This window comes from Saccharothrix longispora (genome assembly GCF_031455225.1).
Classification (GTDB): domain Bacteria; phylum Actinomycetota; class Actinomycetes; order Mycobacteriales; family Pseudonocardiaceae; genus Actinosynnema; species Actinosynnema longispora.
In genome coordinates this window covers 6,518,194-6,538,078 of record NZ_JAVDSG010000001.1, presented here as the reverse complement: position 1 = coordinate 6,538,078, position 19,885 = coordinate 6,518,194, and the positions used below count along the sequence as shown (strand labels likewise).

Below are 19,885 nucleotides of genomic sequence, written 5' to 3'. Positions count from 1 at the left end.
CGGCAGCATGGGCATTCTCGTGCACGTACTGCTGACGGCGGTGGCGGTCTGGGTCGCCACGGTCATCCCGGGCATCGACCTGGACGCCGGGGCCTCGACCCCCGCGAAGGTCGGCACGCTGATCGGCGTCGCGCTGCTGTTCGGCTTGGTCAACGCGGTGGTCAAGCCGCTGGTGAAGTTCTTCGGCTGCCTGTTCTACGTGGTGACGCTGGGCCTGATCGGCCTCGTCGTGAACGCCCTGCTGTTCTGGCTCACCGGCTGGCTGGCGGGCGAGCTGGGCCTGCCGTTCGAGGTGAGCGGCTTCTGGCCCGCGTTCTTCGGCGCGATCATCGTGGCCCTCGCGAGCTGGGTGCTGAACCTCGTCTACGACCGCGTCGCCGACCGCGGCTGAGCGCGAACGCCGAACGCCCCCTCCCGCGTCGGGAGGGGGCGTTCGGCGTTCGCGGCACTAGTTGGTCGAGGCCTTGTCCTCGTCCGGCAGCGGGGTGCCGGACGGGGCCTCGTCCGTCGGCACGTCCTGCGCCTCGCGGTCCAGGCCGCGCCGCACGGACGTCAGCAGCAGCTGGGCCACGTCCACGACCTCGACGTGCGGCCCGGCGACGCCCTCGTTCTGGCGGGCCGTCACGCCGTCGGTGAGCATCACGCGGCAGAACGGGCAGCCGGTCGCGATCTTCGACGGCGCGGTGCCGAGCGCCTCGTCCACGCGGTCGACGTTGATCCGCTTGCCGACGCGCTCCTCCATCCACATGCGGGCGCCACCGGCGCCGCAGCACATGGACCGGTCGCCGTGCCGCGGCATCTCCCGCAGCGTGGCGCCGGACGCGCCGACCAGCTCGCGCGGCGCCTCGTAGACCTTGTTGTGGCGGCCCAGGTAGCAGGGATCGTGGTAGGTGACGTCCTCGGCGACCTCGGCCACCGGCACCAGCCGCCGCTCGCGCACCAGGCGGTTGAGCAGCTGCGTGTGGTGCACGACCTCGTACTGGCCGCCGACCTGCGGGTACTCGTTGGCGAGCGTGTTGAAGCAGTGCGCGCACGTCACGACGATCTTGCGCCCGCCGGGCTCGCGGCCGTCGAACACGGTGTTGAGCACCTCGACGTTCTGCTGCGCCAGCATCTGGAACAGGAACTCGTTGCCGGCGCGCCGCGCCGGGTCACCGGAGCAGGACTCCTCCGGGCCGAGCACGGTGTACTTGACGCCTGCGGTGTGCAGCAGCTCGGCCACGGCACGCGTGGTCTTCTTCGCCCGGTCCTCGAACGCGCCCGCGCAGCCGACCCAGAACAGGTACTCGGTGTCACCCAGCTCGCCGTCGAACACCGGCACGTCGAAGTCCAGGCCCTCGGTCCACGCGAGGCGGTCCTTGGAGTTCTGGCCCCACGGGTTGCCCTTGTTCTCCAGGTTCTTGAACATGCCGCCCAGCTCGGACGGGAAGTTCGACTCGATCAGCACCTGGTAGCGGCGCATGTCGACGATGTGGTCGACGTGCTCGATGTCCACCGGGCACTGCTCGACGCACGCGCCGCACGTGGTGCAGGACCACAGCACCTCGGGGTCGATGACGCCCATCTCGTCCGCGCCGCCGATCAGCGGGCGCTCGGACTCGGCCATCGCCAGGACGTCGATCGACTCCAGGCGCTTCTTGTAGTCCTCGTACTTGTCCTCGACCAGGCCGACCTCGTCGCCCGCCATGTCGCGGCTGCCGCCGGCCATCAGGTAGGGGGCCTTGGCGAACGCGTGGTCGCGCAGCTGGGTGATGACGAGCTTCGGGGACAGCGGCTTGCCGGTGTTCCACGCGGGGCACTGGGACTGGCAGCGGCCGCACTCGGTGCAGGTGCTGAAGTCCAGCCAGCCCTTCCAGGAGAAGTCCTCGACCTTGCCGACGCCGAACACGTCCGTGTCGGGGTCGGCCTCCTCCAGGTCGAGGACCTTGCCGCCGCTCATCATCGGCTTGAGGGCGCCCAGGGCGACGCCGCCGTCGTCCTCGCGCTTGAAGTAGATGTTGAAGAACGCGCTGAACCGGTGCCAGGCGACGCCCATGGTGAGGTTCTTGGCCACCACGACCAGCCACACCATCGCCGAGAGCAGCTTGATGATCGCCATGACCGAGACCCAGTCCGGGTTCGACGGCAGGATCGTGGACAGCGGGGCGGTGACGAAGGACGACCACAGCGGCGGGTCCTCCAGGCCGGCGGCCTGCTTGAACGCCTTCACGCCGAGGATGCCGAGGCCCTCGATGATCACGACCGCTTCGACGAAGTAGGCGGACTTGAAGCTGGAGCCCGCGAACCGGGACAGCCGGTCGGCGCGGCGCGGGTGGTTGAGCTGCCGGATGACCGCCAGCGCGATGCCGCCGACGACGGTGCCGAGGCCGAGCAGTTCGATCAGCAGGGCCCACGCGGACCAGGTGCCGATGACGGGCCAGTGGAAGCCGGGGTAGAAGACCTCGCCGTACGCCTCGAACAGCACGACGGACCCGATGAGGAAGCCCCACATCACCATCCAGTGCCACGGGGCGACCTTGCGGAACTTCGCCATGCGGGTGTGCGCGGCGAACTCGACGACGAGCGTCTTGAAGCGCGGCCAGAACGGGCCGTTGCGCGTCGAGTCCGGCTGGCCGAGGCGGATGATCCTGATCATCCGCATCACACCGGCGACGAACAGACCCCAGGCGTACACGCTGACGGCGACGCCGATGGCGCCGAGGGTGAGCTGGAGGGCTCCCATTGGGTGGCGGCCTTTCTCGTCCGTTCTCCTGGCTGGGCAGCCTACGCCCGATTACTGACCGGTAACCACTTGGACGTGTGGCATCACATACGCGGGTTACACTTCTGGAACATCTGTTCAACTTTCCGGGGAGTGGCTCCGTTGCTGGTCTACGCGGCTCTCGCGGTGGCGATCGTCGGCGAGGTGGTCGCCACGGTGTTCCTGAAGCTGTCCGAGGGGTTCTCCAAGCCGATTCCCTCGATCGTGGTGGTCGTGGGGTACCTGGTGGCGTTCGGCGCCCTCGGCAAGGCCCTCCAGCTGGGCATGCCGATCGCCGTGGCGTACGCGATCTGGTGCGCGTTCGGCATCGCCGCGGTGGCCGCGGTCGGCGCCGTGCTGTTCGGGGAGCCGCTGAACGCGACCGTCGTGGCGGGCCTGCTGCTGGTCATCGCCGGTGTCGTCACCATCGAGCTGGGCAGCGCCGGTCGTGGTTGACGGCCGGCGGGCGCGCGGCGAGCGGAGGCGGCGGGCCCTGCTCGAAGCCGCGCTGCGGGTCGTGGAGCGGGACGGCGTGGCGGGCGTGGGCCACCGCTCCGTGGCGCGCGAGGCGGGGGTGCCCGCGACGTCGGCCACCTACTACTACGCGACCCTCGACGACCTGCTGATCGCGACGCTCACGTGGTCGGCCGAGGAGATGGCTTCGAGTTTCCGCAGCCTGCCGCCGACGCCGGCGGCGTTCGCCCGGTTCCTGGCCGACGCCGTGGGCCCGCACCGCGGCCGGACGATGGCCGAGTACGAGCTGTACCTGCTCGCCGCGCGGCGACCGGAGCTGCGCCCCGCCGCGCGCCGGTGGCTCGACCTGGTCGCCGAGGCGGTCGGCCCGGGGGAACCGGTGGCGCTGCGGGCGCTGCTCGCCGGTCTCGACGGGCTGCTGATCCAGGGCCTGATCGCGGAGGTCCCCCCGGTGGCGCGGGAATTCGAGCCGGTCGTGTCCCTTCTGATGCCCGGTCGGCGACCTCCGCGCGCCACACTGGGCCCATGAGGTTCGCCGGTCGTGAGTCGTGGCAGGTCTCCCACGGGATCAACCAGGCGGTCAACACCGCGCTGTTCCTGCGCGACACCCTGGCGCTCTCCGTCGACACCGTGCCCGAGCTGCCCGGCCTCGACCCGTCCGTGCCCGTCGTCGTCCCGGCGGGGGTCGACCGCGCCGCGGCGGCCGAGGAGTGGCTGGGCTGGTGGGCGGACGTCCTCGACCACGCGCGCACCGAGCTGCCCGCCGAGTCGCCCGCCGACCCGGCGGGCCGGTCCCTGACCGTCCGCCCCGCGCTGCGCGCCGCCGTGCTCGCCCTGGGGCCCGCCGTGCTCGACCACGGCGACCGGCACGCCACCACGCGCGGCGCGCTGCCCGTCGGCGAGGTGGTCCGCGGCGTGGAGAACCGGCTCGGCCGCCACGTCCGCCCGTTCCGCCTGGTGATCACCGAGGTGGCCGTGCAGGGCATGGTGTGGGAGCGGACGACCGACGCGCACGTCATCGCCTCCCAGCGCTTCCTCAGCGACCCGGCGCGCAGTGCGCCCGCGCTGCGCGCCGTCGTGGAGGACCTGGCCTGAGCCCGGAGTCGCGGCCCGACCCCGAGGCGGGGTAGGGACAACCCCCGGACGACCTCGGGGGCCTTCCCGGTGTGGCGGCCCGCCGCGCCGCCCTAGCGTGGCGGCAACAACAGGTGATGTCCGAGGGGGAGTCGTGGTCAAGGGGATCGCGTGGGTCGCCGTCGCGGCGGTGTCGGCGGCCGTGTCGCTCACGTCCTGCGTGCGGCTCGTGCAGGAGAGCTTCGACGATCAGCACGTGGTGACCGGGGGGATCACCGAGGTCGCCTTCGACAACGACTCCGGCGACGTCGTCGTGCGCAGCCGCCCGGGCGCGTCGGAGACCGAGGTCCGGCGGCACGTGCGGTACCCGCGCACGACCGACAAGCCGAGCGGCGGGACGCACCGGGTGGAGGGCTCGAAGCTGGTCCTCGGCGGGTGCGGCGACCAGTGCAGCGTCGACTACGAGGTCTTCGTGCCGTCGGCGGACGTCCGGGTCTCCGGTGTCGCCGGCTCCGGCGACGTGCGGCTGGAGGGGGTCGCCGCCGTCGAGGTCCGGGTCGACTCCGGCAACGCCGTCGTGCGGGACGTCAGCGGCGCCGTGCGGGTGGACAACGGCTCCGGTGACGTCGAGGCGACCTCGGTGGGCGGCGACTTCGCCGGGTCGGTCGACTCCGGCAACGCCCGGCTGTCGGGCATCCGCGGCGCGGTGACCGTCGAGAACGGCTCCGGCGACATCGACGTGGAGATGGCGGCCGTGGCGTCGGTGCGCGCCGACGCGGACAGCGGCAACGTCACCGTCCGCGTGCCGCGCGGCGCCTACCGGGTGGCCGTGGAGGTCGACAGCGGCACGCGCACCGTCGACGTGGAGGACGCCCCGGGCGCCTCGGCCGAACTGGTGCTGCGCAGCGGCAGCGGCGACGTCACGGTGCGCGCCGCGTAGCGGCCCCCGGCCCCCCGGCCCCGATCGGCTCCGGCCGGTCGGGGCCGTTCGCCGTGGTCCGCCGGTGCCCGGGTGTCGCGGATCACGTCCCGGCGGGAACACCGGGAGCGCCCCGGTCGTTGGACTGGCAGGAAGGTTGAGCCGACTGGACTCAAGTCCGGAAGACCTGGCAAACTTGAGCCGGGCCCGCTCAATGCGGGGCTCACACAGACGTACTACCAGGAGGAATCCAAATGGCGCGAGCGGTCGGCATCGACCTGGGGACGACCAACTCCGTCGTCGCGGTTCTCGAGGGTGGCGAGCCGACGGTGATCGCCAACTCCGAGGGCTCGCGGACGACCCCGTCCATCGTGGCCTTCGCCAAGAACGGCGAGGTGCTCACCGGTCAGCCCGCCAAGAACCAGGCGGTGACCAACGTCGACCGGACGATCCGGTCCGTGAAGCGGCACATCGGCACGGACTGGAAGACCTCCGACGTCGACGGCAAGCAGTACACGCCGCAGGAGATCAGCGCGCGCGTGCTGATGAAGCTCAAGCGCGACGCCGAGGCGTACCTGGGCGAGGAGATCACCGACGCGGTGATCACCGTCCCCGCCTACTTCGAGGACTCGCAGCGCCAGGCCACCAAGGAGGCCGGCCAGATCGCGGGCCTCAACGTGCTCCGCATCGTCAACGAGCCCACCTCCGCCGCCCTGGCCTACGGCCTCGACAAGGGCGAGAAGGAGCAGACGATCCTGGTCTTCGACCTCGGTGGCGGCACGTTCGACGTCTCGCTGCTGGAGCTCGGTGACGGCGTCGTCGAGGTCCGCGCGACCTCCGGTGACAACCACCTCGGCGGCGACGACTGGGACCAGCGCATCGTCGACTGGCTGGTCGACCGGTTCAAGCAGAGCAACGGCATCGACCTGACCAAGGACAAGATGGCGCTGCAGCGCATCCGCGAGGCGGCGGAGAAGGCGAAGATCGAGCTGTCCAGCTCGAACAACGCCTCCATCAACCTGCCCTACATCACGGTCGACTCGGACAAGAACCCGCTGTTCATGGACGAGACGCTGTCCCGCGCCGAGTTCCAGCGGATCACCAACGACCTGCTGGAGCGCACCCGCGCCCCGTTCAACAACGTGATCAAGGACGCCGGCATCAGCGTCGGCGACATCGACCACGTCGTGCTCGTCGGCGGCTCGACCCGCATGCCCGCCGTGGCCGAGCTGGTCAAGGAGCTGACCGGTGGCCGCGAGCCCAACAAGGGCGTCAACCCGGACGAGGTCGTCGCCGTCGGCGCGGCGCTGCAGGCCGGCGTGCTGAAGGGCGAGGTCAAGGACGTCCTGCTGCTCGACGTCACCCCGCTGTCCCTGGGCATCGAGACCAAGGGCGGCGTGATGACCAAGCTCATCGAGCGCAACACGACCATCCCCACCAAGCGCTCCGAGATCTTCACCACGGCCGACGACAACCAGCCGTCCGTGCAGATCCAGGTCTTCCAGGGCGAGCGCGACTTCGCGGCCGACAACAAGAAGCTCGGCATGTTCGAGCTGACCGGCCTGCCGCCCGCGCCCCGCGGCGTCCCGCAGATCGAGGTCACCTTCGACATCGACGCGAACGGCATCGTGCACGTGTCCGCCAAGGACATGGGCACGGGCAAGGAGCAGCGGATGACGATCACCGGCGGCTCCGCGCTGCCGAAGGACGACATCGAGCAGATGATCAAGGACGCCGAGGCGCACGCCGAGGAGGACAAGCGCCGCCGCGAGGAGGCCGAGGTCCGCAACCAGGCCGAGACGCTGGTCTACCAGACGGAGAAGGTCCTCAAGGAGAACGAGGACAAGATCCCGGCCGAGGTCAAGGACAAGGTGAGCGCCGCCATCGCGGAGACCACCGAGGCCCTGAAGGGCGAGGACATCGCCAAGGTCCGCACCGCCGTGGAGAAGCTCGCCACCGAGTCGCAGGCCATCGGCCAGTCCCTGTACGCCAACAGCGCGCCCACCGGTGACGCCGCCGGTGCCGCGGGCGGCCAGTCCGCCGGCGACGCCCCCAAGGCCGACGACGTGGTCGACGCGGAGATCGTGGACGAGGACGAGAAGAAGTGACCCAGTCCGAAGAGCAGCCCCGAGTGGTGGTGAACGACCGGCGGCGCATCGACCCCGACACGGGCGAGGTGCGCCCCCCGGCCGCCGACGAGGCCGAGGCGTCCGCCGGGAGCGGCAGGCACGCCGCTCCCGAGGACGCCCCGGCGTCCGGGACCCTGGACGTCGAGGAGGTCCCGGCGGCCGACGTCACCGGGGTCCCCGAGGCTCCGGAGACCTCGACGGCCCCGGCCGGTGAGGCCGTCGCCGACGACCCGGCCGTCGCGCTGAAGGCCCAGCTCGACGAGCGGACCGCCGACCTCCAGCGGCTCACCGCCGAGTACGCCAACTACCGCAAGCGCATCGAGCGCGACCGCGAACTGGTCGTCGCCAACGCCAAGGCGCAGGTGGCCGGCGAACTGCTCGCCGTGCTCGACGACATCGAGCGGGCCGGCACGCACGGCGACCTGACCGGCGCGTTCAAGGCGGTGGCCGACAAGCTCGTCAGCGCCCTGCACGGCACCGGCCTGGAGCCGTTCGGGCACGAGGGCGAGGAGTTCGACCCGGCCGTGCACGAGGCCGTGCAGCACAGCACGTCCCCCGACGTGGACGGACCCACCGTGACCGCCGTGCTCCGGCGCGGCTACCGCTTCGGCGAGCGCGTGCTGCGGCCCGCGATGGTCGCGGTGACCGACCACGAGCCCGCGGCCGAACCGGCCGCGGACGACCAGCAGCAGGACTGAGGAAAGGGGGCGGCGTCCGATGAGCGCTAGGGACTGGATCGAGAAGGACTTCTACCGCGAACTGGGCGTCTCCTCCGACGCCTCGGCCGACGAGATCAAGAAGGCGTACCGGAAGTTGGCGCGGGAGCTCCACCCCGACGCCAACCCCGGTGACGCCAAGGCCGAGGCGCGCTTCAAGGCCGTCTCCGAGGCGTACGGCGTGCTGTCCGACGCCGCGAAGCGCAAGCAGTACGACGAAGCCCGCCGCCTCTTCGCCGGGGGCGGCGGGTTCCCCGGCGGCTTCGGCACCGGCGGCGGCTTCGACGTCGGCGACCTGTTCAACCGCCAGCAGCAGGCCGGCGGCATGGGCGGCGGTCTCGGCGACCTCCTCGGCGGGCTGTTCAACCGCCGCGGCGGCGCCGCGTCCGCCACCCGCCCCCGGCGCGGCGAGGACGTCGAGACCGACGTGCGCATCGACTTCACCGAAGCCGTGCGCGGCGCCACCGTCCCCATGCGCCTCGCCAGCCCCGCCACCTGCGGCACCTGCGCCGGTTCCGGGGCGCGCCCCGGCACGTCCCCCCGCACCTGCACCAACTGCGGCGGTGCCGGCCTCGTCACCCGCAGCCAGGGCGCGTTCGCGTTCAGCGAGCCGTGCACCGACTGCCGCGGCACCGGCCGGCTCATCGACGACCCGTGCCCCGAGTGCGGCGGCGACGGCGTCAGCACCAAGACCCGCACCCTGACCATCCGCATCCCGGCAGGCGTCGACGACGGCCAGCGCATCCGGCTCGCCGGCCAGGGCGAACCCGGTCGCAACAGCGGTCCGGCGGGCGACCTGTTCGTGCGCGTCCACGTGACGCCGCACCCCGTGTTCGGCCGCACCGGCAACGACCTGACCCTCACCGCGCCCGTCACGTTCCCGGAACTGGCGCTCGGCACCACGTTGACGGTGCCCACGCTGGACGGCAAGGTGACGTTGAAGGTGCCCGCCGGCACCGCCAGCGGACGCGTGCTGCGGGCCAAGGGCAAGGGCATCGCCCGGCGCGACGGCCAGGTCGGCGACCTGCTCATCACGCTCCAGGTGGCCGTGCCCAACAACATGGACGGCACCGCCCGCGAAGCACTGGAGAACTACGCCTCGGCCACCGCCCAGCACGACCCCCGTGCCGAGCTCAACGCCCTGTTGGAGAAGAGGTCGGTGTGAGCTTCCCGTTCCCGCCCGGCACCGACGAGGACACCCCGTTCTTCGTCATCTCCGTGGCCGCCCAGCTGTCGGGCCTGCACGCCCAGACCCTGCGCGCGTACGACCGGATGGGCCTGGTGTCCCCCGGTCGCACGTCCGGGGGCGGGCGGCGGTACTCGATGCGCGACATCGTGCTGCTGCGCGAGGTGCAGAGGTTGTCGCAGGAGGAAGGCGTCAACCTGGCGGGCGTCAAGCGGATCATCGAGCTGGAGAACGAGGTCGGCGCGCTGCGGGCGAAGGTCCAGGAGCTGACCGAGGAACTGTCCCGGGCGCTGGCGGCGGCGGAGCACGCGGCGGCGTCGGTGCACGCCTCCTACCGGCGCGACCTCGTGCCGGTCCGGCACGAGACGGCCCTGGTGGTCTGGAAGCCGAACAGGAAGCGCTGACCAGGCCCGGGCTGCGACACGATCGGGTGATCATCTCCCCGGACATGTACGTGAACGGGGGTCCCGCGACTCGGTTGCACACGAGGAACCCCGCGACGGACCACCCGGCCAGCCCCACCGCGCACCGCTCGACCACCGCCTGACCGCCGACACGCGGAAGCGGGGGCTCCCGCCCGTGGCCGCCGACGTGACCGGCCGACGTGGCCGACCGGTCAGTCCAGCGTGAACGGGTCGTACTTGATCCTGTCCAACGGCGTCCCGGCCACCAGCATGCGCGACACCGTCGCCCGGATCATCGAGGGCGACCCGCACACCAGCACGTCCCGCTCCTGCCACGTCCCGTACCGGGTGACGACATCGGCCAGCGTGCCCTGCTCCACCCCGCGCGCACCCGGGTCGGACTCCAGCACCGGCACGACGGTCAACCACGGGTTGGTCATCGCGAACCGCTGGAGGTTGTCCAGGTCGTACAGGTCCTCCCGCGTCCGACCGCCCATGAACAGGTGCACGCGCGGGTTCTCGCCCCACTTGGCCATCTCGTCGATGATCGCGTGCATCGGCGCCACCCCCGTGCCGCCGGCGACCATGAGCACGTCGCGCCCGGCCTTGCGGTCGACGGACAGCCGACCCATGGGCGGGCCGATGCGCCAGACGTCACCGGGCTGGGTGTGGCCGACGATGGACCGGCTGACCCAGCCGCCCTCGACCGAGCGGATGTGGAACTCGATGATGCCGTCGTCGCGCGGCGCGTTGGCGGGCGTGAAGTAGCGCCACAGGCGGGCGCGCTGGGGCGTCTCGACGCTCACGTACTGCCCGGCCCGGTAGTTCACCGGGTGGTCGGGCTGGAGCCGCACCACGGCCAGGTCCCAGCTCACCCGCTGGTGCTCCAGCACGGTGGCGTGCCAGTACGCGGGGCCGTCGTCCGCCGCCGCGGCCTCCTGCATCGCGCGGGCCATGATCGTGTACGCCTCGGCCCAGGCCATCTCGACCTGCGGTGTCCACGCGGGGCCGGCGAACTTCTTCACCGCGGCGAGCAGCGCCGTGCCGACCGACTCGTAGTGCACGTTGACGACACCGAACTTGCGGTGGTCACGGCCCAGTTGGCGCAGGAACGGGATCAGGTCGTCCGGGCGGTCCACCATCTGCACGACGTGGACGAGCGCGCGCAGCAACCGGCTCCGCTGGACCTCCATGTTCGCGGGGAACATCTCGCGGGTCGCGGGCGCCAGGCTGAAGAGCATGCCGTAGAAGAACTTCGCGACCTCTTCCTGGCGCGGCTCCACCACCGCGAAGCTCTCCCGGATCATCCGCACCATCGCGGTGACGCCAGGAGGAGGTTCTCGGTGCGGAGGGCTCGGGAAGGGGCTCAACACAGCGTTCGCAGTCATGGTCCGGGCGCAGTCTCCACGTTTCCAGCGGCGCCAGCAAGGCGCTACCTCGTCAAGCTTCCATCCCCGACGAGGGGGACCCTAACCCGTCAACTGGCTGGTTGACTCCTTGATGCCACCTTCGAGTGCAGTGCGATTACCGACAGTCGTCAACCGCTCCGGCCAACGGGTGGCCATTCCCCCTCACTTATACCGAACGCGGGGCTTCCGGCCCACTCTTCCGGGTAGGCCATCACGCGCGGTCCGGACGCGGTGCGGAACCGGGCCCGCGCCGGGACGCGGGACCGGGCGGCGCGCGGACGATCACCGGACCGGCCGAAGCCGACCCGCCCGGACACGGTTCCCGAACCGCCCTGTGGATTCCCACCTGCGGTTTGTGGACAACTCGCGTGATGATGTGGACAACCGCCTGCGACATCCGGGTGACGTGTCAGGCCGGGTCCTCACGCTCGGCCGCGCTGCGCTCGACGCAGAACTCGTTGCCCTCGGGATCGGCCAGCACGACCCACCCCTTGCCGTCGGGCGTGCGCCGGTCGTCGACCAGGGCCGCGCCCAGGCCCAGCAGCCGCTCGACCTCGGCGTCGCGCGGCCCGTCGGGCTGGAGGTCGAGGTGCAGCCGGTTCTTCACGGCCTTCTCCTCCGGCACCTGGATGAAGAGCAGCCCCGGCCCGGACGGCAGCTCGACCAGCGCCTCCGGGTCGCCCGGCTCGTCGTCGTCGCTCACCGGCCGCCCGGTGACGGCGCTCCAGAACAGGGCCAACCCGTACGCGTCCCGGCAGTCGACGGTGATGTGGTGCACGAGGGAGGTCATGCGGAGATCATCACGCCCGCGCCCGCGGGCCGCACCGGGTTTCCGGGCCGGCCCGAGGGACGTGGCCCACGTCACCCACTTCGACCAGGTTGAGCGGAACAGGCTCAACTTTTCTGACGTTGACCAAGGTGAGAACCGGTGCGCGCCACCGCCCCGGCGCAGAACACCCGACCGAGGTGAGGAATGGACGCTTTCAACCCGACCACGAAGACCCAGCAGGCCGTCTCCGCCGCCGTGCAGGCGGCGACCGTCGGGGGCAACCCGGACGTCACCTCCATCCACCTCCTCGGCGCCCTGCTCGCCCAGGGCGACGGCCTCACCGCGCCCCTGCTCTCCGCGGTCGGCGCGGACCCGAAGCAGGTGCACAAGGAGCTGGATCAGCTCTCCCGGTCGCTGCCCGCGGCCAGCGGCTCGTCGGTCACCGCCCCGCAGCTGTCGCGCGACGCCCTCCGCGTCCTGGGCAAGGCCCAGGAGCTGGCCACCGGGATGGGCGACGAGTACGTCTCCACCGAGCACCTCCTGGTCGGCCTGGCCCAGCACGGCGCGCAGGTCGCCGACCTGCTCAAGCGGCACGGCGCCACCCCGGACGCGCTGCGCGAGGCGTTCACCCGGGTCCGCGGCTCGGCGCGGGTCACCAGCCCCGACCCGGAGGGCACCTACAAGGCGCTGGAGAAGTTCGGCGTCGACCTGACCGAGCGCGCCCGCAAGGGCGAGCTGGACCCGGTCATCGGCCGCGACACCGAGATCCGCCGCGTCGTGCAGGTGCTGTCCCGGCGCACCAAGAACAACCCGGTGCTGATCGGCGAGCCCGGCGTCGGCAAGACCGCGATCGTCGAGGGCCTGGCGCAGCGCGTCGTGGCCGGCGACGTGCCCGAGTCCCTGAAGGGCAAGCGCGTGGTCGCCCTCGACCTGGGCGCGATGGTCGCCGGCGCGAAGTACCGCGGCGAGTTCGAGGAGCGGCTGAAGGCCGTCCTGAAGGAGATCACCGACTCCGCGGGCCAGGTCATCACGTTCATCGACGAACTTCACACGATCGTGGGAGCCGGCGCGACCGGCGAGTCCGCCATGGACGCGGGCAACATGATCAAGCCGATGCTGGCGCGCGGCGAACTGCGCATGGTCGGCGCGACCACGCTGGACGAGTACCGCGAGCGCATCGAGAAGGACCCGGCCTTGGAGCGCCGCTTCCAGCAGGTCTTCGTCGGCGAACCGTCCGTCGAGGACACCGTCGGCATCCTGCGCGGCCTCAAGGAGCGCTACGAGGTGCACCACGGCGTGCGCATCACCGACGCCGCCCTGGTCGCCGCCGCGACCCTGTCCGACCGCTACATCACCGCCCGCTTCCTGCCCGACAAGGCGATCGACCTGGTCGACGAGTCCGCGTCGCGGCTGCGCATGGAGATCGACTCCCGGCCCGTCGAGATCGACGAGGTCGAGCGCGCCGTCCGCCGGCTGGAGATCGAGGAGATGGCGCTGGCCAAGGAGTCGGACGCGGCCTCGGTCGAGCGCCTCGCAGCCCTGCGCGCCGAGCTGGCCGAGAAGCGCGAGGTCCTGGCCGGCCTGACCGCGCGCTGGCAGAACGAGAAGGGCTCGATCGAGAAGGTCCGCGAGTTCAAGGAGCAGTTGGAGCAACTGCGCGGCGAGTCCGAGCGGGCCGAGCGCGACGGCGACCTCGGCCGTGCCGCCGAGCTGCGCTACGGCCGCATCCCGGCCCTGGAGAAGGAGCTGGAGGAGGCGACCCGCACCACGCAGGACGCCGCCGTGATGCTCAAGGAGGAGGTCGGCCCGGACGACGTGGCCGACGTGGTCTCCGCCTGGACCGGCATCCCGGCCGGCCGCCTGCTGGAGGGCGAGACGGCGAAGCTGCTCCGAATGGAGGACGAGCTGGGCAAGCGGGTCGTCGGCCAGGCCGAGGCGGTGCGGGTCGTGTCGGACGCCGTCCGCCGCACCCGCGCGGGCGTCGCCGACCCCGACCGCCCGACCGGCTCGTTCCTGTTCCTCGGCCCGACCGGCGTCGGCAAGACCGAGCTGGCCAAGGCGCTCGCGGAGTTCCTGTTCGACGACGAGCGGGCGATGATCCGCATCGACATGAGCGAGTACTCCGAGAAGCACTCGGTGGCCCGGCTCGTCGGCGCGCCCCCCGGCTACGTCGGCTACGACCAGGGCGGGCAGCTCACCGAGTCCGTCCGGCGCCGCCCGTACAGCGTGGTGCTGCTCGACGAGGTGGAAAAAGCTCACCCGGACGTGTTCGACGTGCTGCTCCAGGTGCTCGACGACGGCCGCCTCACCGACGGCCAGGGTCGCACGGTCGACTTCCGCAACACCATCCTGGTGCTGACCTCGAACCTCGGTTCGCACGCCCTGACCGACGTCACCCTGGACGAGCGGCAGCGCCACGACGCGGTGATGGGCGTGGTCCGGGGCCACTTCAAGCCCGAGTTCCTCAACCGGCTCGACGACGTCGTGGTGTTCCGCTCGCTGGCCACGGAGGAGCTGACCTCCATCGTGGACATCCAGGTCGGACGCCTCGCGCGGCGCCTGGCGCAGCGCCGGCTGACCCTGGAGGTCACCCCGGCGGCCCGCGACTGGCTCGCGCTCAACGGCTTCGACCCGGTGTACGGCGCCCGCCCGCTGCGGCGGCTCGTGCAGTCGTCGATCGGGGACCAGCTGGCCAAGGAACTGCTGGCCGGCGAGGTGCGCGACGGCGACGTGGTCGAGGTCGACGTGGTCGCCGACCAGTCCGGCCTGATCGTCGGCCGGGGCTGAGCCCCGAACGGACCTGACCCCACCGGGGCGTGATCCACGCCCCGGTGGGGTCATCCGGGTAACAGCTTGATCCGTTTGCGCGTGCCGCGCCGCCGGTGATCTTCGCTCTGGCGGCGCGTCCCGCTACGCTCCCACCGTGGGCATACCGGCGTGGGTCTGGTTCACCGTCGCCGCGGTCGCGGGCGTCGCGGGGTTCGCCCTGCTCGCCACCGACCGGGCGCAACGAACCGCGCGTAACCGTGAACGTCGCAGATGGGCGGCGCTGCGCGGCTGGCAGTTCGAGGAGACCGACCACGTGCTGCCCACCCGCTGGGAGAGCGGCGCGATCGCCTACTACGGCGCGGGCGTGGCCAAGGACGTGGTGGCGGGCTCGACCTTCACCGCGGACGGCCGCCGCCAGGTCTACGTGCTCGACCACGAGACCGGGGGCAAGGTCAACTCGGTGCTGGTCGGCGTGCGCTGCCGGCGCGCGCTGCCGGTGGTGGTCGAGCTGTGGCTGCCCAGCGTGCCGTTCCAGCGCGACCAGATGCCCGACCTGCTCGGACCGGTCGGCTCGCGGTACGCGTTCGTGGGCGAGCTGCCCGCCGCGCGCAAGCTCATCACCCCCGACCTGGTGGACGCCGCCGAGGAGATCGGCGCCGACGTCACCGTCGTGTGGCTGGAGAACGACTGGGTGATGGCCGCCGCGCCGCCCGGCTCGACCCCGGCCCGCATCGAGCGGCTGCTGCGCGACCTCGGCGAGCTGGCCGACGTCGTCGACCCGTTCGACGCCGAGGACGAGCCCGGCGCCGAGATCCACCGACCGCAGTTCGGGGGGAAGTCGTGACACCGCCCACCGCCCTGGTCACGGGCGCGTCCTCGGGCATCGGGGCCGCGTTCGCGCGCCGCCTCGCCGCCGAGGGCCACGACCTGGTGCTCGTCGCCCGCGACGAGGCGAGGCTGGAGGAGACGGCGGCCAAGCTGCGCGCGGCGCACGGCGTGCGGGCGCGGGTGCTGCCCGCCGACCTCGCCACCGACGCGGGCCGCGCCGCCGTGGCCGACTTCCTCACCGCGCACGAGGTGGACCTGCTGGTCAACAACGCGGGCTTCGCGCTGTCCTCCGAATTCCTGGAGGCCGACCCGGCCGCGCTGGAGTCCCAGTTGGACGTGAACGTCCGCAGCGTGCTGCGGCTGACCAGGGCCGCGTTGCCCGGCATGGTGGCGCGCGGCCGGGGCTCGGTGGTCAACGTGTCCAGCGTGGCCGGTTTCCTGCCCGGCCGCGGCACCACCTACAGCGCCGACAAGGCGTGGGTGACGGCGTTCTCCGAGGGCATGGGCATGGCCACCGCGGGCACGGGCGTGCGCGTGATGGCGCTGTGCCCGGGGTTCGTGCGCACCGAGTTCCACCAGCGGGCGCGGATCGACATGTCGACGACGCCCGACCTGCTCTACGTCGACGTCGAGCGGCTCGTGCACGACGCCCTGGCCGACCTGAGGGCCGGCAAGCAGCTGTCCATCCCCGGCGCCCAGTACAAGGCCATCACGCTGGCCGCGCGCCTGATCCCGCGCGCCCTGCTGCGCAGGCTGGCGTCCCGCGTGGCCGGTGGTCGGGGACGCACCTAGATCGCGTGGAACCCGGACGCCGTCCACCCCGTCGGACACGACGAGGTGAACAGGGAGGAACCGTCCGTGGGCGAACAGTTCAAGGTGGAGCCGGAAGAGCTCCGCGGGTACGGGGAGCTGCTGACGCGCAACGCGCAGCACTTCGCGACCATCAAGGAGCACGCGATCGCCAAGGGCGGCGACACCTCCGGGTTCACCGGCTTGCTCTCGCTGCTCCAGCCGATCGTCACCGGGGTCGCGAGCCTCTACGGCGAGACGCTGGACTTCGCGAATCGGATGATGGTCAAGGAGGCCGAGGGCCTCGCCGGGGCCGCCGACATGTACGAGCGGGGCGAGGAGATGGCGATGAGCCACCTCGACCGCGTGCTGGAGCGGCTGGCCGAGGTCTCGCCCGTGCCGGTGCTGGGCGGTGACGGCAGGTGACCGCCTACGCGGACGTCGAGGACCCGTCGGTCGCGCTCAACGCGGCCGCGGAGGACCGGCCCGGTCGCCAGTCCACCAAGGAGCTGATCGAGAAGGCCGGCTGGAAGATCCAGGGCGTCAACTGGATCTACGAGAAGGTCACCGGCGAGAACCTCGTCGAGTCGCTGATCAACCCGCTGCTCGGCGACTTCGAGAAGATCGACGCGAACGCCACCGCGTGGGACGGCGTCGCGAAGGCGCTGGACGCGGTGCGCAACAACGTCGGCGCGGGCGTCGGTCAGCTCGGGCCGCACTGGGAGGGTGACGCCGCGCAGGCGTTCGAGACCCGCATGGGCACGATGTGGGCCGTCGCCATCGAGGCCGACTCGCAGGTCGCGCGGATCATCGGCAACCAGTTCCAGTCGACCGCGCAGACGTGCCGGACCGCGTGCGGCCTGGCGCTGACGCTGCTCGACATGCTCGTCGGCAAGCTGATGGAAGCCGCGATGACGGCGTGGATCCCCGTCGTCGGCTGGGGCCGCGCGGTGTGGATGGTCTACGACGCCATCCAGATCGTCGACGCCATCCGCAAGATCATCATCTCCATCGAGACGCTCATCGAGGGCGTCAAGGGCATGGTCGACGGCATCGTCGCCATGGGCACCGCGCTGACCAAGCTCAAGGACGTGCGCGACGTCAACGACCTGCTCGACGTGGTCGACGACTACCAGGACGGCAGGCAGAAGTACGACGACGGCGCGTCGGCCGCCAAGTCCGGCGCCCTCGGCGTCGGGCTCGGCGCCTACTCGCTCGGCAAGGCGGGCACCGCGGCGAACGGCCGCTACCAGCAGCCGCCGCCGTCGGCACCGCCCCCCGTGCCGGCCGAGTCGGGCGCGGGAGGTGGCGGGCAGTGACGTTCCCGTACGACCGGGCGCGGCTCGACGGGCTCGTCGCCGACGTGGAGGCGCGGATGGCGGCCGTCGAGCGGACCGCGCGCGAGGCGAGCCGGGTGCCGCTGCGCTCGCGCGGCCTGACGCAGGCCGACTTCGCGGAGATCTCCCGGTTCGCGAACAGCCCGGGGGCGCCCCGCGAGCTGAAGGAGCTGGCGCGACGCGTGGACGCGGGCGAGATGTCCTGGGAGGACGTCGCCTCCGGGCGCGCGGTCGACGACGAGGGCGTGCAGCGGGCGCTCCAGGCCGGCGTCCCCGACCTCCAGCGCGCCTACACCGCGATCCGGGAGGGCGACGACCCCGAGGACGTCGTGTCGGCGGGGTCGCCGCGCCCCGGTGGCCGGGGCGATGACGACGACGAGCCCGGCAGGTTCACCGAGGACGCCTGGTAGCGCGGACAACCGGTGCGCGGACCGACCTGCCGTCCGGTCAGAACGGCAGGTCGATCGGGCCGCCACCGGCGTGGTTCGTGCCCACGCCGCGCACCACGTCGTGGGCGATGGCGGCGGCGATGGCCAGGGAGCGCACGGGTTCCGGGGTGCCCGGCCGGAGGCGGACGGTGTCGCGGCGGACCCTGCGGCCCTCCCGCTCGGTGATCCGGCGGGTCGTGAAGCCGGCCGCGTCGCCCAGCGAGGCGAGGCGGTCGCCGTTCGCGTCGTAGAGGCCCGCTGCGCCCCGGCCCTCGTTGCGGACCGACCCGATGAGCGCGCCGTCGGGGGCGAAGACCTGGACCGGGGGACGGCCGGCGCCCTTGGTGAGGCGCAGCACCGGGTGCCCGCGGTCGGCCACGACGAGGTCGAACCTGGTGCGGCCGGAGAAGCCGGTGGCGCGGAGCAGCCTGCGCAGCGGTCCCAGTCCCGCGCGCTCGGCGACGGTCGCCAACGGGGTTCCCCGCTCGTCGCGGACGTCCATCCGGAAGCGGGTGCGCAGGAACAGGCTGCGCGCCGTCCACGGTTGTTCCAGCAACAGGGTGTGGGCGCCGGGGAGGGTCACGGTGTGCCAGCGTACGGCCCGGTGTGACAGTCTTGGGACCCGTGCGAACTGATGTGGTTCTGGACGCCGCCGCCAAGGCCGAACTGGCGCGGTTGGTGAACGAGTTGGCCGTGGTGCACGGCAAGGTCACGCTGTCCTCCGGCAAGGAGGCCGACTACTACATCGACCTGCGCCGGGCGACGCTCCACCACGCGGCCGCGCCGCTGATCGGCCGGCTGCTGCGGCAGCTCACGGCTGACTGGGACTACGTCGCGGCGGGCGGTCTGACGCTGGGCGCCGACCCGGTGGCCACCGCGATGATGCACGCCGCCGCGGCGTCCGGCGAGGTGCTGGACGCGTTCGTCGTGCGCAAGTCCGCCAAGCAGCACGGGATGCAGCGGCAGATCGAGGGCGTCGAGGTCGCCGGGCGGCGCGTGCTCGCGGTCGAGGACACCTCCACCACCGGCGGCAGCGTGCTGACCGCCGTGGAGGCGTTGAAGGCGCACGGCGCGACCGTCGTCGGCGTCGCCACCGTCGTGGACCGCGGCACGGGTGCGCGCGAGGTCGTCGAGGAGGCGGGCCTGCCGTACCGGTACCTGCTGGACCTCGCGGACCTGGGCCTGGCCTGACATGACCGCCCTGGTCCTGCTCCTGGTGATCGTGGCGATCCTCGGTGCCGGGGTCGCCGTGGGGTTGTCGCGCCGGAAGCGGAACCCGTTCACGGACCAGGGGTTCGTGAACGAGTGGGAACAGCGGATGCGCGCGCTGGAGGCGTCCCTCGGGTGGCGGTTCGTCGCCGAGGACCAGGGCTTCCAGGAACGCGTCCCGCAGATCGGCCGGATGCTGGAGGCGGACCGGAGCCGGGTGAAGTTCCAGCTCGTCGGCCACTGGCGCGGCGTGCCGGTGCTGGCGGTCGAGGTCGTGCTGCGGACGGACAACGTCGCCACGTCGGCGTACCGCACCTACTCGGTCGTCGTCGTGCCGCGCCCCATGCCCGGCCCGTGGGTGCTGATCAGCCCTCGCGAGGACAGCGCGTGGAGCCTGTTCGAGCAGTTCGTGCCGTCGGGCGACCCGAACTTCGACGCCCGGTACGAGGTGCGCCGCCGCAACCCCGCGTTCGCCGGCGCGCTGCTGTCCTCGGGCCTCACCCGCGCCCTGCTCCAGGACCCGCGCGCGCAGGGCGTCGCCATCGCGTTCGACGAGCACGCCCTGGCCGCCGCCGTACCGGTGCCGCTGCTCCAGGCGCCGTTGGGCCACTTGGCAGACCTGCTGCTGGACCTCGCGGGCAACGTGCCGTGGCAGGCCCTGCCCAGGGGCTGAACACCCTTCGCGTTTTACCGCGCGCGCGACCG

General features: G+C 72.1%; 21 protein-coding genes. 17 read left to right on the top strand and 4 right to left on the bottom strand.

The window, feature by feature from the left end; genetic code table 11:
• Positions 1-7 precede the first annotated feature (7 nt).
• Entirely contained in the window at positions 8-391 is a 384-nt protein-coding gene (locus J2S66_RS27970; protein ID WP_310310258.1) for a phage holin family protein, read from the top strand.
• Positions 392-448: 57 nt separating this feature from the next.
• Here the strand turns inward: J2S66_RS27970 and J2S66_RS27965 are convergent, their stop codons facing one another.
• The gene (locus tag J2S66_RS27965) at positions 449-2,722 is read right to left on the bottom strand and encodes a (Fe-S)-binding protein (RefSeq protein WP_310310257.1); all 2,274 of its coding nucleotides are present in this window, start codon (positions 2,720-2,722) and stop codon (positions 449-451) included.
• Positions 2,723-2,863: 141 nt separating this feature from the next.
• Between J2S66_RS27965 and J2S66_RS27960 the strand changes: the two genes are divergently transcribed.
• The 8 genes from J2S66_RS27960 to J2S66_RS27925 all read left to right on the top strand — a co-directional run bounded on the left by J2S66_RS27960 (position 2,864) and on the right by J2S66_RS27925 (position 9,642).
• On the top strand, positions 2,864-3,196 hold the full coding sequence (locus J2S66_RS27960) for a DMT family transporter (RefSeq protein ID WP_310315116.1): 333 nt from the start codon (positions 2,864-2,866) through the stop codon (positions 3,194-3,196).
• Positions 3,189-3,743, top strand: a complete 555-nt coding sequence (locus J2S66_RS27955; protein ID WP_306743993.1) for a TetR/AcrR family transcriptional regulator — start codon at positions 3,189-3,191, stop codon at positions 3,741-3,743. The genes J2S66_RS27960 and J2S66_RS27955 overlap by 8 nt, the downstream gene beginning before the upstream one ends.
• Positions 3,740-4,309, top strand: a complete 570-nt coding sequence (locus J2S66_RS27950; RefSeq protein WP_310310255.1) for a hypothetical protein — start codon at positions 3,740-3,742, stop codon at positions 4,307-4,309. Before J2S66_RS27955 ends, J2S66_RS27950 begins: the two co-directional genes overlap by 4 nt.
• A gap of 133 nt (positions 4,310-4,442) precedes the next feature.
• Positions 4,443-5,228: a DUF4097 family beta strand repeat-containing protein gene (locus tag J2S66_RS27945; protein ID WP_310310253.1), complete on the top strand. Its 786-nt coding sequence runs from the start codon at positions 4,443-4,445 to the stop codon at positions 5,226-5,228.
• 233 nt (positions 5,229-5,461) lie between these two features.
• Complete coding sequence (gene dnaK, locus J2S66_RS27940) at positions 5,462-7,315, top strand: molecular chaperone DnaK (RefSeq protein WP_310310251.1); 1,854 nt, start codon at positions 5,462-5,464, stop codon at positions 7,313-7,315.
• A complete protein-coding gene (gene grpE / locus J2S66_RS27935; protein WP_310310249.1) occupies positions 7,312-8,034 on the top strand; it encodes a nucleotide exchange factor GrpE in 723 nt (240 codons plus the stop codon). Before dnaK ends, grpE begins: the two co-directional genes overlap by 4 nt.
• 19 nt (positions 8,035-8,053) lie before the next feature.
• The gene (dnaJ, locus tag J2S66_RS27930; protein WP_310310247.1) at positions 8,054-9,217 is read left to right on the top strand and encodes a molecular chaperone DnaJ; all 1,164 of its coding nucleotides are present in this window, start codon (positions 8,054-8,056) and stop codon (positions 9,215-9,217) included.
• Positions 9,214-9,642, top strand: a complete 429-nt coding sequence (locus tag J2S66_RS27925; RefSeq protein WP_310310245.1) for a heat shock protein transcriptional repressor HspR — start codon at positions 9,214-9,216, stop codon at positions 9,640-9,642. Before dnaJ ends, J2S66_RS27925 begins: the two co-directional genes overlap by 4 nt.
• 212 nt (positions 9,643-9,854) lie before the next feature.
• Here J2S66_RS27925 and J2S66_RS27920 read toward each other — a convergent pair whose 3' ends face one another.
• Both J2S66_RS27920 and J2S66_RS27915 read right to left on the bottom strand, forming a co-directional pair.
• On the bottom strand, positions 9,855-10,958 hold the full coding sequence (locus J2S66_RS27920) for an FAD-binding oxidoreductase (RefSeq protein ID WP_306743986.1): 1,104 nt from the start codon (positions 10,956-10,958) through the stop codon (positions 9,855-9,857).
• A 502-nt stretch (positions 10,959-11,460) separates the two neighbouring features.
• Positions 11,461-11,841 carry a VOC family protein gene (locus J2S66_RS27915; protein ID WP_310310242.1) on the bottom strand — a complete coding sequence of 127 codons (381 nt, stop codon included), beginning with the start codon at positions 11,839-11,841 and terminating at the stop codon, positions 11,461-11,463.
• Between the two features lie 183 nt (positions 11,842-12,024).
• Between J2S66_RS27915 and clpB the strand changes: the two genes are divergently transcribed.
• The 6 genes from clpB to J2S66_RS27885 all read left to right on the top strand — a co-directional run bounded on the left by clpB (position 12,025) and on the right by J2S66_RS27885 (position 17,953).
• Complete coding sequence (gene clpB, locus J2S66_RS27910) at positions 12,025-14,607, top strand: ATP-dependent chaperone ClpB (protein ID WP_310310240.1); 2,583 nt, start codon at positions 12,025-12,027, stop codon at positions 14,605-14,607.
• Between the two features lie 136 nt (positions 14,608-14,743).
• A complete protein-coding gene (locus J2S66_RS27905) occupies positions 14,744-15,433 on the top strand; it encodes a TtfA family protein (RefSeq protein WP_310310238.1) in 690 nt (229 codons plus the stop codon).
• Positions 15,430-16,209: an SDR family NAD(P)-dependent oxidoreductase gene (locus J2S66_RS27900; RefSeq protein ID WP_306743982.1), complete on the top strand. Its 780-nt coding sequence runs from the start codon at positions 15,430-15,432 to the stop codon at positions 16,207-16,209. The genes J2S66_RS27905 and J2S66_RS27900 overlap by 4 nt, the downstream gene beginning before the upstream one ends.
• Before the next feature lie 66 nt (positions 16,210-16,275).
• Entirely contained in the window at positions 16,276-16,632 is a 357-nt protein-coding gene (locus J2S66_RS27895; RefSeq protein ID WP_310310237.1) for a hypothetical protein, read from the top strand.
• The gene (locus tag J2S66_RS27890) at positions 16,629-17,525 is read left to right on the top strand and encodes a WXG100 family type VII secretion target (RefSeq protein WP_310310236.1); all 897 of its coding nucleotides are present in this window, start codon (positions 16,629-16,631) and stop codon (positions 17,523-17,525) included. The genes J2S66_RS27895 and J2S66_RS27890 overlap by 4 nt, the downstream gene beginning before the upstream one ends.
• Positions 17,522-17,953, top strand: a complete 432-nt coding sequence (locus J2S66_RS27885) for a hypothetical protein (protein WP_310310235.1) — start codon at positions 17,522-17,524, stop codon at positions 17,951-17,953. The genes J2S66_RS27890 and J2S66_RS27885 overlap by 4 nt, the downstream gene beginning before the upstream one ends.
• Before the next feature lie 37 nt (positions 17,954-17,990).
• On the opposite strand, the gene J2S66_RS27880 is transcribed toward J2S66_RS27885, so the two are convergent.
• Positions 17,991-18,554 (bottom strand): hypothetical protein, encoded by a 564-nt coding sequence (locus J2S66_RS27880; RefSeq protein ID WP_310310234.1) that lies wholly within the window; start codon positions 18,552-18,554, stop codon positions 17,991-17,993.
• 53 nt (positions 18,555-18,607) lie between these two features.
• On the opposite strand from J2S66_RS27880, the gene pyrE reads away from it, so the two are divergent.
• A complete protein-coding gene (gene pyrE, locus J2S66_RS27875; protein WP_306744529.1) occupies positions 18,608-19,162 on the top strand; it encodes an orotate phosphoribosyltransferase in 555 nt (184 codons plus the stop codon).
• A 1-nt stretch (position 19,163) separates the two neighbouring features.
• The gene (locus J2S66_RS27870) at positions 19,164-19,853 is read left to right on the top strand and encodes a hypothetical protein (protein ID WP_310310233.1); all 690 of its coding nucleotides are present in this window, start codon (positions 19,164-19,166) and stop codon (positions 19,851-19,853) included.
• Positions 19,854-19,885: the final 32 nt, after the last annotated feature.

Coding starts and splice junctions, on each gene's coding strand:
- J2S66_RS27870 (WP_310310233.1), top strand. CDS start 19,164: ATGACCGCCCTGGTCCTGCTCCTGGTGATCGTGGCGATCCTCGGTGCC.
- J2S66_RS27950 (WP_310310255.1), top strand. CDS start 3,740: ATGAGGTTCGCCGGTCGTGAGTCGTGGCAGGTCTCCCACGGGATCAAC.
- dnaJ (WP_310310247.1), top strand. CDS start 8,054: ATGAGCGCTAGGGACTGGATCGAGAAGGACTTCTACCGCGAACTGGGC.
- dnaK (WP_310310251.1), top strand. CDS start 5,462: ATGGCGCGAGCGGTCGGCATCGACCTGGGGACGACCAACTCCGTCGTC.
- J2S66_RS27920 (WP_306743986.1), bottom strand. CDS start 10,958: ATGGTGCGGATGATCCGGGAGAGCTTCGCGGTGGTGGAGCCGCGCCAG.
- J2S66_RS27970 (WP_310310258.1), top strand. CDS start 8: ATGGGCATTCTCGTGCACGTACTGCTGACGGCGGTGGCGGTCTGGGTC.
- J2S66_RS27915 (WP_310310242.1), bottom strand. CDS start 11,841: ATGACCTCCCTCGTGCACCACATCACCGTCGACTGCCGGGACGCGTAC.
- clpB (WP_310310240.1), top strand. CDS start 12,025: ATGGACGCTTTCAACCCGACCACGAAGACCCAGCAGGCCGTCTCCGCC.
- J2S66_RS27965 (WP_310310257.1), bottom strand. CDS start 2,722: ATGGGAGCCCTCCAGCTCACCCTCGGCGCCATCGGCGTCGCCGTCAGC.